This is a genomic window from Endozoicomonas sp. ALB032 (assembly GCF_049310125.1).
Taxonomy (GTDB): domain Bacteria; phylum Pseudomonadota; class Gammaproteobacteria; order Pseudomonadales; family Endozoicomonadaceae; genus Endozoicomonas_A.
The window spans coordinates 5,472,568-5,485,754 of sequence record NZ_JBLYNW010000001.1; the positions used below are offsets into that span (position 1 = coordinate 5,472,568).

General features: G+C 40.8%; 9 protein-coding genes and 2 pseudogenes. 5 read left to right on the forward strand and 6 right to left on the reverse strand.

Annotation, left to right across the window (positions count from 1 at the left end; genetic code table 11):
- Window positions 1–280: 280 nt before the first annotated feature.
- Both ACO6VG_RS20010 and ACO6VG_RS20015 read right to left on the reverse strand, forming a co-directional pair.
- Window positions 281–1,237 (reverse strand): hypothetical protein, encoded by a 957-nt coding sequence (locus ACO6VG_RS20010; RefSeq protein WP_422441834.1) that lies wholly within the window; start codon window positions 1,235–1,237, stop codon window positions 281–283.
- A 356-nt stretch (window positions 1,238–1,593) separates the two neighbouring features.
- Entirely contained in the window at window positions 1,594–4,560 is a 2,967-nt protein-coding gene (locus tag ACO6VG_RS20015) for a death domain-containing protein (RefSeq protein WP_422475285.1), read from the reverse strand.
- 825 nt (window positions 4,561–5,385) lie between these two features.
- Between ACO6VG_RS20015 and ACO6VG_RS20020 the strand changes: the two genes are divergently transcribed.
- Both ACO6VG_RS20020 and ACO6VG_RS20025 read left to right on the forward strand, forming a co-directional pair.
- A complete protein-coding gene (locus ACO6VG_RS20020; protein WP_422133938.1) occupies window positions 5,386–5,604 on the forward strand; it encodes a hypothetical protein in 219 nt (72 codons plus the stop codon).
- Window positions 5,605–6,194: 590 nt separating this feature from the next.
- On the forward strand, window positions 6,195–6,494 hold the full coding sequence (locus ACO6VG_RS20025; RefSeq protein WP_422475287.1) for a hypothetical protein: 300 nt from the start codon (window positions 6,195–6,197) through the stop codon (window positions 6,492–6,494).
- Between the two features lie 409 nt (window positions 6,495–6,903).
- Here ACO6VG_RS20025 and ACO6VG_RS20030 read toward each other — a convergent pair whose 3' ends face one another.
- The 3 genes from ACO6VG_RS20030 to ACO6VG_RS20040 form a co-directional block, all read right to left on the reverse strand.
- The gene (locus ACO6VG_RS20030) at window positions 6,904–8,286 is read right to left on the reverse strand and encodes a Fic family protein (RefSeq protein ID WP_422413653.1); all 1,383 of its coding nucleotides are present in this window, start codon (window positions 8,284–8,286) and stop codon (window positions 6,904–6,906) included.
- Window positions 8,287–9,045: 759 nt separating this feature from the next.
- Window positions 9,046–9,372 (reverse strand): hypothetical protein, encoded by a 327-nt coding sequence (locus ACO6VG_RS20035; RefSeq protein ID WP_422138095.1) that lies wholly within the window; start codon window positions 9,370–9,372, stop codon window positions 9,046–9,048.
- 528 nt (window positions 9,373–9,900) lie between these two features.
- Entirely contained in the window at window positions 9,901–10,623 is a 723-nt protein-coding gene (locus tag ACO6VG_RS20040) for a hypothetical protein (RefSeq protein ID WP_422475289.1), read from the reverse strand.
- A 313-nt stretch (window positions 10,624–10,936) separates the two neighbouring features.
- Between ACO6VG_RS20040 and ACO6VG_RS20045 the strand changes: the two are divergent.
- From ACO6VG_RS20045 to ACO6VG_RS20055, 3 genes and pseudogenes are all read left to right on the forward strand, one after another.
- Window positions 10,937–11,080, forward strand: a pseudogene (locus ACO6VG_RS20045) (integrase); the annotation flags it as partial.
- Between the two features lie 124 nt (window positions 11,081–11,204).
- Window positions 11,205–11,327 carry a tyrosine-type recombinase/integrase gene (locus tag ACO6VG_RS20050; RefSeq protein WP_422137113.1) on the forward strand — a complete coding sequence of 41 codons (123 nt, stop codon included), beginning with the start codon at window positions 11,205–11,207 and terminating at the stop codon, window positions 11,325–11,327.
- Between the two features lie 179 nt (window positions 11,328–11,506).
- A pseudogene (locus ACO6VG_RS20055) lies at window positions 11,507–12,100 on the forward strand (IS91 family transposase); the annotation flags it as partial.
- Between the two features lie 212 nt (window positions 12,101–12,312).
- Here ACO6VG_RS20055 and ACO6VG_RS20060 read toward each other — a convergent pair.
- Window positions 12,313–12,927 (reverse strand): hypothetical protein, encoded by a 615-nt coding sequence (locus tag ACO6VG_RS20060; RefSeq protein ID WP_422413910.1) that lies wholly within the window; start codon window positions 12,925–12,927, stop codon window positions 12,313–12,315.
- Window positions 12,928–13,187 lie beyond the last annotated feature (260 nt).

Genomic DNA, 13,187 nt, shown 5'->3' on the forward strand with positions numbered 1-13,187 from the left:
GATTTCTGCAAGAACATCCAGTAAGTCATTGAAGGTAATCCAGCCTTTCATTCGTTTCCATTTTTCCATCATTGCCTTTACTTTATCATCAAATCTAGCGTTATCAACATTAATACTTCTTAGTTGATCGTCACTGAGAACACCCGTATTTTTTGCAAATTTTTGCCAATCGATGTCAAGTTTAGAACCAATATTCAGGAGTTCCTGTTCTGCTACAATAAAGAAATTTAATTAACGCTACTTTCTTTTGTCGATCCAGCCCTGAATAAAAAACTTGTTCTTAGTCATCAGAGGCAATAATATTATTACTCGTTAGGCAGTTCAGCAAGTCGTTTCCGAATTTATTAAAACTAGTTTCGTTCTCAAACTCATCCCTATAAAAAGCAAGTACTTTAACTGCCCTTGTTACCTCAACATAATCTTCAATTCCCTTTAATTTTGCCAATCTACCGACTTCTGAAATAAGCTCGTAAATCGACATACTGTAATTTAAGAACCTAGCCCAATGCGAATGAAACTTACTAAGCGTATTTTTATCTGACATAAAACTTTGAGTTAAAAGATTATAAAGTTGTGGAAGTTTATAGCAATCATTTTCGTGAAAGCAATTTCCTCTCTGCCTATCCTTTAATTTTAAAGTTCTGAACCATTGAAATACATGGATTGCTGATGTGTCAGCATTTTTTGTTCCTGATACAGCTGTTTTTCTATCTTGTCTTATTACAGAAGGCAGTTCTTTAGTCAGTTCCTGCTCAGCTACACTGGGTTCACGATCCAGACATTCTTTGCAGTTATTGAAAGCTGGTACCGGTTTTTTACAAACTTGACATAACCCACTGTTTGGTGATCCACCTGAACCATCGTCTCCCCCACTCCCTCCACCATCACGGCTGCCCCGATTTTGACGACCATAGTCTTTTTTAAATTGGGTGTCGGCGGGTGGGGTTTCACTAAGGTTTGTCATTTGCTTTTGAGCCTGACTGCTTCCCCCGGAGTGGCTCGTCCCGTTGGGAACGAAGCCTGGGAAAAAAGACACACTAAGTAATTGTTTAGGACTTAAAATGAATTCTTGTTTTGCATAATGAGGATAGTCTTCTGCTTGTAAAGGTTGTGCCGGGTTACTGCTCAGGTACTGTTCAAATGCAGCTTCCGGATTATCGGGATTTCTGGACAATGTCAGAAAAAGTCCTGAACTCCATTTGATATGGGTGGCACTGTGACCGGCATTTATTCTCACCTATTCTGATATTTCTCAGAAACACTATTGAATTGCACAGTCGGGCTACTATAAACGACCGCGTCACTCTGTCCCAAAACTGCCAAAATCAATGGGCATGAGCCTTATGCCTCGCTGTAGCATGGGTAGCTCCGTTCATTGCAGGCAGAGCCAACAATTCATGACCACGTCCATGGGACGTGGTTTTTCGCGGTGCACTAAATTTTATGAAACACCTCAGAAACAGATCACATGGTTAGATGAAAATACCAAAATTGGCTGTCCCGACTGTTGATGCCCACTGTTGTTTTACCGCTGCCATAAAATGCTCCAAAATCACTGAATTGAGACGACTTTCGATAAAAAAGTTAATGATTTCAAAGAGCATAAAGTTCCATTATATCGTCTACAAGATCATCTCGTCCGATGTTTTCAAGAACAATCAGTAAATCTACAAAGGTAATTCGGACTTTCAATTGTTGCCATAGTTCTAGCATTGCCATTGCCTTATCTTCAACTCTCTCGTTATCAGCATCAATCTTTCTTACATCAGCATTACTAAGGAAAGAGCTTTTGGCAAAATTTTCCCAATCTTCGTCCAGCTTAAATCCAATATTCTGGAGTACCCCTTGTGGTAAAGCAAAGTCCAAACTTACAGACTGCGGTATTCTTATTTTTGATGACAGATGCTGAGGATGTGCTACTGCGTGAGAAGCAACTTGCGATAATGGATAAAGTTCGGAATCCGATTCTTTAGACAATTCATCAGATAGTTCTTTTGGAACCATACCAAAGATCAAAAGCATACTACGTATGAATTCATCTTTTTTTTCTTCCCCACTAAGTTTTAGCACTTCAAAAAGCTGCTCTCTGGCTTTAGAAGTAAAAGTCCTTAAAAAATCAAGTTGCTTATAGGGAATACCTTTTATTAAAAGAGCATGCTCCGGAAAAACTTTTGTCAAACGTTCTGAAAACATTGATTTTACAATAGCCAAAGCCGTAAACATAGTGCTAACTTCTTCAGCATTTGATGATCCATCAGCAGAAACAAACAATGCCAGATTTTGAAGTGATTGATGACTGTTAACCTCAAGAAAATTATCCCTGTTGTTTGGAGTTAGAAAAGAATATTGATTGTGATTTGCATAACCCCACATAATAACGTCGAATAAACCGTCATCATCAACATCCGGAAGACCAAAAAAAAACTCAGCATAAATCTCTCTGGCAAAGCTATTTAACATTACCATTACTTCATATCCCAATGGTACAGTTTCTTCTTTTACCAAGGGAACAGTCAATTTAAATAACTGATAAATAAAATTAATCAATTCTGCTTTCTTATGGCAATGCAATCTTGAATAATAAATTTGATCCGATTCATCAGATACCAAAAGATTATTGCTCGCTAGATAGTTTATCAATTTGCTTCTGAATAGTGTTAAAGAAATTTCGTTCTCATATACCTCCCTTTTTAATGCGAGCGCTTGTATAATTCTCATCACCTCAACATAATCATCGACTCCCTGGGATTTAGCCAATTCACCGACTTCTGAAATAAGGGAGTAAAGTGCCAGATTTCCTTTTGTAAATTCAACCCATTTTGAATGAAATTTACTTAGATTATTCTTGTCTAAATAAAAGCGATGAGATAAAAGCTTATAAAGCTCTGGTAGATTATAGTAGTCATTATGGTGAAAATAATGTATTGCCTCCTTTTCATTTGATCTCAAAGTTTGAAACCACTGAAATACATCAATTGCTAAAGCATTAAAATCTTTTGCTTCAGACAGTGGCATTTCGCTATTTTGATCTGTTGAAGAGGAGAGCTCTTTATTAGCTACCTGCTCAAATAAATTAGATTCACGATTCAGGCATTCACGGCATTTATTGAAGGCAACAACAGGCTTATTGCAATTTTTGCATAGTCCACTGATTGGTGATCTACCGGATCCATCATCTCCCCCACTCCCTCTTCTACCTTGGCTTCCTTGATGGTGCCGATCATCGTCTCTTTGAGATTGGCTATAGCCGGGAGGTTTCGCGCCAAGGTCTGCCATCTCCTTTTCAACCTGACCGGTTCCTCCAGAGCAACCGATCCCAGTGGGGCAATGGCCCGGAAAAACAGACACACTAAGTAATTGTTTGGGACTTAAAATAAAATCTTGCTGCGTATAGCGACGATAGTCTTCTGCCTGTAAGGGTTGTGCCGGGTTACTGCTCAGGTAGTGATCGAATGCAACTTCCGGATTATCGGGATTTCTGGACAATGCCAGAAAAAGTCCCGTACTCCTTTCAAAATTTGCACCCTTTATTTTACGCCAGAGTTCCTGCGAAATAATAATCGCCTGCTCATTCCAACCCTGTTTGATTTTGAGAAGAATCCGGGTATCCCAAATCTGTTTTTTTACGGTTTCGCCATCAGCGTCAGGGACAGGTACAAGGATTATTCTGCTGACCAGGTCACTCATCCATTCAAAAGAGTAAAGAGGCGTTAACCCATTTCCCGGCCTTTTCTTGAATAAATCGTCTAAATCATCACCACCAAAACCGCCACCACCAGACCTTGTGAATGATTCGCTGTTATCGATAGTATCAGGTGCTGCAGATATTGCTAAAGGCCCACTGGTACGGCTATTGTCGTCAGAACTGACAGGCTCATTTCTTACAGCCTGTTTATTACGATAAAAAATATCAACAAATGATGCTTTTTTGCCATCGAAAGTATTGCTTCTCAAAGGCGACGGAGAACGGGTGAGTTCTGAAAGAATACCACTACATTCCGGTTCTATAAGCCATTCATTACCATTATTTTCAACGGCCAGAACCAGCGAGTGATTACCTGCGGGCAAACGCCATCGGGCCGTGTACTCATACTGCCAGCGACCAGTACCTGGTGTCGATGCCAACAGTCTCAATCTCACGTCTTGTATATCGGGCAAACCCTTATCCGTTAAAGACTTTGTAATTACCGGAGGAGAAGGAATATTCTCCGACGAGAATACTGGAGGTGTCCTGAAACAAAAAACAAACCAGTCATTTGGTAGGCCATTCAAAATGATATAAAGCTGATTATTATCCAGTTCAGAAATTGTTTTATCGATCTCGACATTTGACTTGCTATCATAAGTGAGATGAAGCGGCGGACTGTGCCCTATAAACGACAGTTTGCTAATCCCCTCCAATGTCTCACTCCTTTTTTCAATGGCTTTGGAGGAACTCATCCAAGCTGTCCAGCTCAACAGGTTGGAAAAAGCAGCACTGTGACCAACAAGAGGAAAAGTCACAGCCAGAATGAATAACATAAACAAGCGAATCATAGTCAGAAGTTTTACTGTTTTCATGATTGGATTTGCCTAAAGATCTTATCAACGAGGCATAACAATAGACCTTAAATTTGAAAATGCTTTATTTATTCCCATCTATTCAGTGCCTGTCTGAAAAACTTGATGTGGCAAGGATTTTCCGGACATTTTTTTACCCTGCCTTGCATGTTTTTATTCACCTCGGGCGGGTGATGTAGTGTCACATCGATCAGGCCATGTCCAGAAGTCAACAGTAGGCAGTAGGCAGTAGGCAGTAGGCAGGTATCGTGCCTCGTTATTCTGAAGAATATTGCCAACACCTTAACGGCTTATCAGGTGGTATGCAGAGACAGCAAGGACACATGTAGACTGTTTGCGGTGATCCGTACCACACAAGTTTGCTGGCGGAGTTCCCTGGCACTCCAAGATGGGGAAAGCCCATTACATGGCGAATGTGAACAAATTCCCCCACAAGGCAGCGGCAAGAGTGAAAGCTATCATGCAGAAATGGTGAAATTTCTTTCTCCATTAACCATATGGCCATTCACTACTGAGCAAAGAAAAGAGTTAAAATTAAAACCATGTGCCAAAGGCTTAGAGTTTGTCTAAATTTGGACAAAATCAAACTAAAGCCACAAAGGATTTTGGCGAAAAATGTGCTTGCCAGAAAAGTTAGTCCCTGAACTAAAAGCTAACGATTTAAGAAACCGGCATACTGATTTTGATTTTTATTAGTGGCTGGTTGCATTCATCCCTAAAGGTGCCATTGCTCTTTAAACTCTTTATGCTATTGTTGCATTATAAAAAATAAATTCGTAAATCCTTTAGCTACATAAAACTTAATAAGTAAAAAAAGGAGCAACTGTGGAGCAGGCGATTCTAGTATTTCTTGAGCTAGTTTGGTTCAACAACGTTTACTTAGCTCGTTTAATTCAAGATTGCATTGAGCTTTACCCAGTCGTTCAGCTTTATGTGTCACAGGTTCTGACCAACCCTTTTTTTGAAAATTACGAACAAATAGAGGCTATTTCAGATTATATCCATCTTTATTGCTCAGAGTATGGGTATCCGGATGAAACCTGAGAAACCGTTAGAAAAATAAGATAAGCACAACTGCTATCTCTACATCCCTCTTATTAAATATGCGAACTCATCTTTCCTGATTTAAAATCAATGCCGACCTATAAAGGTCATTAATTTATGGAGCATACAGACTGCACTTTTGAATGGCTCAACCGAAATAAATAATCGGATAAAGAATGATCCTGAACTTAACTGTTAAGTCGAGCTCAAAAACACGACAGAAAGCGGGTCATCTCAAATCAGTGGGTGAAGGTCATTCAAAACGGAGTTAACACCCTTCAGGCAACACCAATAATGACACTACTCTAAAGTGTAATAGAGCACCAGACCAAGTACTTATAAAAACTGGGAACCAACGCTGACAGACACAAGATTACACTAAAGAATCATTGGAGACTGGCTCAAAACCAGCAGGCATCTACCGCTAAAAAATACTCCGAACAGGTTTTGATCGAACTTATTGTCGGCACTTTTTTTGGTACATTACTTAACTACTGACAAAGCGGAAAAACTATCATACATCTGCCTGCTAACAGCTATTATGCCTATACTGTCCGAACAAAACGTACTATTTAAAGCTGAATATTGAAATGATTACTAAACGTATAGTTCTATTACTTCTAGCAGTTACGTATAAAATTTTTGCACAACCTGGTGACTGTCTTGTAGTCACAAATGAAGATTTGTTATTAACAGAACACATCGAGTCTCTCCATAGGAACAGAGTACCTTCAGAATTACGTCCTCAACCAGAGCAAGAAGCAATTACAATTATTGGTAATTCTATCAGGAAGACAGATTCGGCTCTCTCCGAGGAAGATATTAATGATCGTTCTAAACGCTGGCTTCAGGAAACATTGGATGAAATGGAGCGAGAGGATCGGGAATAGGCGAACAACACCACCTTTAAAAGCATGGTTGGATCGTAGGCTAAACGACCGGTTTCATCATTGTTGTAATGCCCATGAAAGATCGAAGTATAGATTTCCCAGTAACCGCCCATCAAAAATGAACAAAAGATTGCAGATGGAGCGGTTAATGATCACGTGCCCACTGGCCGCGAATACGTCACATCTCATATTGGGTTGCTGTTCGTCGTCCCGCGATTTTGCGTTGAGCTTTGTTCAGATCGGGTCGCGCAGATCGGGTCGCGCAGGTCGGGTCGCGCAGACCCTGCCTCGCGACAACGCCCTTGCCCTTTCGCTAACCTTTGGCAGCGAATACCTGGTAAGAGGACTTCACCTCTCAAGTTAAGTGCCATGCTCGGCACACACACTAAAATCTGGTATGCCGTAGGTGTCACCTGGTTTTTTTTGTTAGCTGCGTTCTCCATTTTTTCTGAATAGAATTTTTATCCATCATGTAGAAAAGCCACTCTCTACCGTGTTTCTTTTTTTCAAAAATATTTAGATCAACTAGTCCGTTTAGTACAGTTGAAGCAGTATTATACGAGCAACCAAGATTGTCTCTTACACTAGATGCTGTGAAGACACTTGCTGTACCACTCTTTGCCACCTGAAACACAACCCTCTGTTTTTCTGATAGCTTTTTATAAAGTCCTGAAGACCAAATCCATTGATTGAAACTTTCAATATCATCTAATGCTTTTTTATATGCTTCTTTGAAATTATTTATTGCTTTATGAATAATTCCACACTGATATTCGATAAAATATGTTAAGTCCATATCATCCGTCTCAGTATATAAATATGACATTCCATATTTTACAGGAGCAGCTCTTAGTAAAACACTTATTGCAATATATCTGAATGCTGCATAATCATTTTTGAACATGAACCAATAAAATAATGATCGGGCAACTCTTCCGTTTCCATCTCGAAATGGATGCTCAAAACCAATCGAAAAGTGCAATGAAATTGCCTTGACTAGTGGATGGAGGTAGTCTGAGCTATCCTCATCATCATGACATTGATTTATCCAGTCGCATAAAAGTTTAAACCGTTTCTTTATCCCTTTATGAGAAGGCGGTGTATGGACGGTTTCACCATCACTATCTACAACGACAACATCATCAGTTTGTCTAAATACACCTGGCGTATATTTATCATCATCAATGTCACTGACACCAATCCTGTGCATGTCACATATCAAATCAATAGTCAGAGGCTCATCTCTATTGTCCCATGCAAATCTCATCATTTTATAGTTTCCAAGAATCATTTTTTCATCTGATGTTCTTGGTTTTCTCTTTCTCTTGAGCATGTCTTTTGCTACAAGAGTCGTTGTAGCTGCCCCTTCCAACTGGCTACTACTAATTGCTTCATCTTCAATGAGATCATTTAGAAGATATTCAAAATGTTGCTCTTCCCCAATTTTGCTACTCATCCACTCTAGTGCAGCTGTAGTTGCGTTCCGATCAGTGTGTGAGATCGTTTTTTGAATCGATGGCGTAAGTATTAGGCTACATAGTCCGGTTGGTTCACCTACAGGCAGCAAGTTTACATACTGGCTGTTTCTAGACAGTTTTGTTAAGGACCATGCAATAGCTACATCTAAGCCTTTCTTTACTCGATATCGGAATTCATCAAAGGGTAAATAGCGACCTTTTCCATCTAAGGGCTTGTAATAACTAAGATAATCTCCAAATTTCTCTGGACTATATTGGGAGATTTCCTCAAATACATTTGGATTTAGGCCTTCAGGTGGTGGTGCCTTGAACATAATATATCTCAAAAAAGTGTGATATTGAGATATTCTAACTCAATATTTCTAGTTTGTCTCAATTATGTCGTATTTTGAGATGTGGAGAGAACAGCTAACGAGCCTTTAGAAAAACCCAAAAACAAAGCCGTAAACCTGCGGTTACTGTTATTAGCGAGTACTGATCTTCAGATTCGCGGTTAATTTGTATTTTTCCATTCTGGCTTATTAGCAGCCTGAGAACCGTTCAGAACACTGCAGGCGCCTCTGGCGGGGCAAGCTGTTCACATAAATACCGACCAAAGTCGTTTCAGCGTTTCTTTTTTGATCTTCTCCATTCGTTGTAGCAACTTTCCGCCGCCATAACCATGGATTTTCTTGAGATACAGGGGTTAAGTCGCTTCCGTCGCAGTGGGCTTGAGAACGTTAAATTGGTGTTTGGCTTGCATCTGCTGGCTTACAACCTGAGCAGGGCTGTAAAAGCCGTTATTTACGCTATTTTGTGGCTAAACAAGCTTCTCTGTTGGCTTTTTGAAAAATATTGGTTACTTGATAGAAAATGGGTCAGTCGGAAAAGAAACTCAGTAAAGCCTCATACTTTGCAAAGGAGAGAGCTTTACTGTATTTGAATTTTGGCTTTTACGACACCCTCGATTGGACGAGGGTTTACGGCGATTTTGCTAGATCTGCTCTTGAAATGTTTAATAAAAATTATGAATAATATCTATTCGCAAACTCATGGTTTTGTTGAAACTTTATGTTTAAGATATGGAGTAATAATCACCCTATAAAATAAGCAAACATTGATAACGAAGAATAGATTATGAACTTTCTCCAGTCTCTTCTACTTGGTCGTTCATTTTCTTCTTTTCTGAATATACAAGTTAATTTACGAATAAAGTAGATTGTTAAGAAAATAAACAGTAGAAACTGAGGAATAAAAATGGTCAATGCGTAAACCATCATTATTCCGCCCATGCTATCACCAGAACATGTCCATCCAGAATTTAAGCACCCGAGAAAATATATGATCAAGTATATCGAAATATTACCAATTCCTACCCAAAAAATTGAATCAGGTATAACTCCCTTTTCTTCGATTTTCATACCAGTCTCCTTGCTCGGTTTGAGCATCTAACGCCTAGCCTATAAGCGGCGGTGCATCTAGCGCCGCCGGATTCTCTTTTAAGGTGCGTTGTCAATGTTTTCTTTGAGCTGAACTCACTGAAACGCCGAGAAGATAAAGAGTATCCTTGCTGAAATCTTGATCATTAGGCCATTCTACTGAGCTAAAAGCTACTCTGACCTGTTTAAAATAAGAGACATCTTTGAGTATTGCATCGAGCTTCCTTTAGACCGGGTCGCGTAGACCGGGTCGCGTAGACCGGGTCGCGTAGACCGGGTCGCGTAGACCGGGTCGCGTAGACCGGGTCGCGTAGACCGGTCGCGTAGAACCCGCCTCACGACAACGCCCATGCCCTTTCGCCAACCTTCGGCTCTGCGAATACCTGGTCAGAGGACTTTCACCTCCCAAGTTAAGTGCCATGCTCGGCACACACGTCATTTTCAACTGCTCCGCCGCAGGCGTAGTCTGCTGGAAATTTTTTATGCGCATGATCGTACTTGAATGAATTATTACGTTTTTTGATAAAGTGCCTGAATAAAAAGACGTATAAGTATTTCAGGGCAGTCTTTGTTTTTTAGAAGGAGGACAATAAACTCATCAGATGTATTTAAATTGCTAATCAGGTAATTTAGTGCGCGAGGGCTAAGATTATTGAGTAAGTTGACCCAACTTGGCGCATACGTTATCACTCCACTTCCTTGGCAATCAAAACCAGTATAATCACAGCTAGCAATAAAGTAAAATACTGAGCCATCATGTAGTTCCCCAAACATGACCCATGGAGCTTCATCTCTTTCACCTTCTGAATATGAAATCACTTTTTTAATTTCAAACTCCCTGTCTGTAGAATACTCCAGCATTCCTGCTTGAGGTGTTCCACGCACTTCCCAATCCCCATCTTCACTTAAATAGGAAGAATACGCGTAATTCAGCCACCTATTTCGACTTATAGTTCTTATTACATGTAGACCCGAGCTTTGTATTAATTCAGACAAACCCAAAAGAGATGAGTCACAACCAACCGCAGTTCGAAATGAAGAAATGCCTTGAAAGCTTAAATATTTTAAAATATTTGGAACAATTGAAGAGTTTGAAAAAACATCAATGAAACCTTTTCCAGTCTGTGAGCAGGCACAGTCTGAGAAACAATAGAATAAACATACTGTCTTTAGTAACTTTTTCACTTTTAAGTCATCATTCAAGTGATTAATAAGAAAATAATCATAGACCAAAACCTACCCGTCTAACTGGCTTTAACTGATTGCTGGCAGCGCAAAACCGAAAAACTGACGGGCGCACAATATGTACGTCCCAGTTGAGCCTGTTGTTGAACCAAGCCGCTACACGGAAAAAAAACTTACAATATTGCCTAATAATTCCTGATACCACATCAATTCTGATGTGTCTGAATAACAGGAATACCAAACATGAATTCAATCGAAAAAAACAGTTCGAAGAACTTTACCAAAAACACCTGACCGCACTCAAACTACAAAGCAAAAGCAAGCCCACCATTGATCTCTACAGCCGCCCGTTAGACGTCTTGCCAGCTATTTTAACTGCTGCCTCGATGCACTCAACACGGATGACCTTAAAACCTATTTTGCGGATCTGATCGAAAGCCACTCATGGAGTATATTAAAAACAGATCGCAACGGTATCCAGTTCTACTATGGACATGTGATCAACAAACCGTGGAAATTCATTGATATCTTCAAGCCTCTCTCAGTCAGGCGACTGCCGGATATCCTGACTTCAGCAGAGACCGCCCGGCTGCTCAACAGCTGCCAGGAATCCAATATTCAAAAACTTTATTCTCGTTACTTACAGTTCGGGACTGAGGTTAGGAGAGGCATTGAGCCTCACTGTCAACGATGTTGACTCAGACAGAATGAGTGTTCATTTAAGACAGTGCAAAGGCGGTAAAGATCGTTAGGTCCCACTGCCAACCCAAGCACTCGGGGCCCTGAGAACCCATTGGAAAACCCACCGAAATCCACGTTGGGTTTTTCCACAAGACCGGGATAAAGCAGAAAAACACCTGGCACAAAAGCCGATGAATCGCTCGTTACCCCAAAGAGCCATGAGAAATGCACTTGCCTACCAGTGCCGTGATATCACCCTCATGTGCACTTTGTAGTTCCGGATGGTGGTATTAATACCCGCCGTCGTGAATGGCGAAAGCTCAAGGGTAAATACCTGTTCAACAGTAACAACCTGGCCAGAGTCTTCCGGGGACGATTGTTGAAAGCCTCGAAAGAAGCGGGTTTACTGATACCAACGCTCAAAAAGTCATCGCCCGAACTCTGGGTGGTGAATTGTCAGCACGTCGGAAAAGGCGAACCTGCTTTGTAATACTTGTCCAGAGATCTCTACCGGGACGTTCTCACTGACCGGCAGATTACAGGTCATGATGACGGACAAGTGACTTTCATCTACCGGAACAGTAAAACCGGTGCAATGGAGCAGCGAACCATAAAAGGAGAAGACTTTATCTGGCTGGTTTTACAACATTTTCTGCCCAGAGGGTTGAGACGAGTCCGTGACTACGGATTCCTGTACTGTCGGGAGAGGCAGACTTACCTGATTCAGCTGATCTTGAAAGTCATGCTGGAACCTCTGTAACCCGTCATCCGACCCAAACACGCCTGCAGAACCTGTGGCTGCGATATGAAAGCCGTAGCATTCCGGTTCACAGGTTTCACCTGACCGATAAAAAAGGTCTCAAACTCACTCAACACGACAACGCCCGTGCCCTTTCGCTAACCTTCGACTCTGCCAATAACTGGTAAGAGGACTTTCATGTCTCAAGTTAAGCGCTATGCCCGGCACACACGCACAAAACTATATGTGCCGTTGACGTCAACTGGATTTTATTGTAACACCTTGTCCGAAAAATGCGTTTAATATACGTTCTTTTTCTAACGACACCCAGCTTCAGTTGCGATAAATTTTCTCAATTCCACAATAGATAAATGTCCCTGGCTATTCTTGACTACGAAGGCTCGTTTTTTAAAACTGATTGGTACGCACCTTGCTGGCTGTACAAGGTGGTTTTGCTCGTATAATTTTTGCTTGGCGATAGTGTGCTGCCTGGCCTTTCTCATGGAATCTATATTAGAGCAACTGCCAACAGCCTGCTTGATGTTTATTCTTTTTGCGCTCCAGAATTCGCTGATATCACCCTTCAAAATATCAAATTTCGACACATCGAATTCAAGATCTTCAAGATGACAATCCCCATTATTGCTATCAGTACTATCGATAGATCTTCTTTCTCTATCTAACCCTCGCGTTTCATTTGCTTTATCATCATGTGAGTCAAGACTCATATCATATGGTTTGGTCTCTAATGAAATATTGCCTGTCACCTCATCAAGTAATATTTCCCCCTCATAAATGGGGACATTATATTTCTTGGCTAACTCCAGCACGTCGTCAGCACTTTTATCATCCACTAGCCGGGAAAATGACTCAATATCAACCGTCGGTTCAGTTCCATTTTTGTCACTCAATGTTGGTACAGGATTAGCCATACACACTGAACAGGAAAAAAGAGAGATTGCAATAGATTGCACAAGCCGACATTCATTAATACTCCGAACCTTCATACTTCACCTCAATAGCCTAGGAGCCTGTCGGACTTAAGCGTCCGTAGCGAGGATTGCAAGAAATTAAGGATAAAAATCTCTGTTTCTGAGGAGAATAGCGAGCTATTTGACGAAGAAACAGAGATTTTTAGACCAATTTATTGCAACCGCAGTAGAACAGTCTTAAGTCCGACAGGCTGCTAGGT

Excerpts from the sequence above, each read along its gene's own strand:
- ACO6VG_RS20015 (WP_422475285.1), bottom strand. The coding sequence starts at position 4,560 with ATGAAAACAGTAAAACTTCTGACTATGATTCGCTTGTTTATGTTATTC.
- ACO6VG_RS20025 (WP_422475287.1), top strand. The coding sequence starts at position 6,195 with ATGATTACTAAACGTATAGTTCTATTACTTCTAGCAGTTACGTATAAA.
- ACO6VG_RS20030 (WP_422413653.1), bottom strand. The coding sequence starts at position 8,286 with ATGTTCAAGGCACCACCACCTGAAGGCCTAAATCCAAATGTATTTGAG.
- ACO6VG_RS20035 (WP_422138095.1), bottom strand. The coding sequence starts at position 9,372 with ATGAAAATCGAAGAAAAGGGAGTTATACCTGATTCAATTTTTTGGGTA.
- ACO6VG_RS20060 (WP_422413910.1), bottom strand. The coding sequence starts at position 12,927 with ATGGCTAATCCTGTACCAACATTGAGTGACAAAAATGGAACTGAACCG.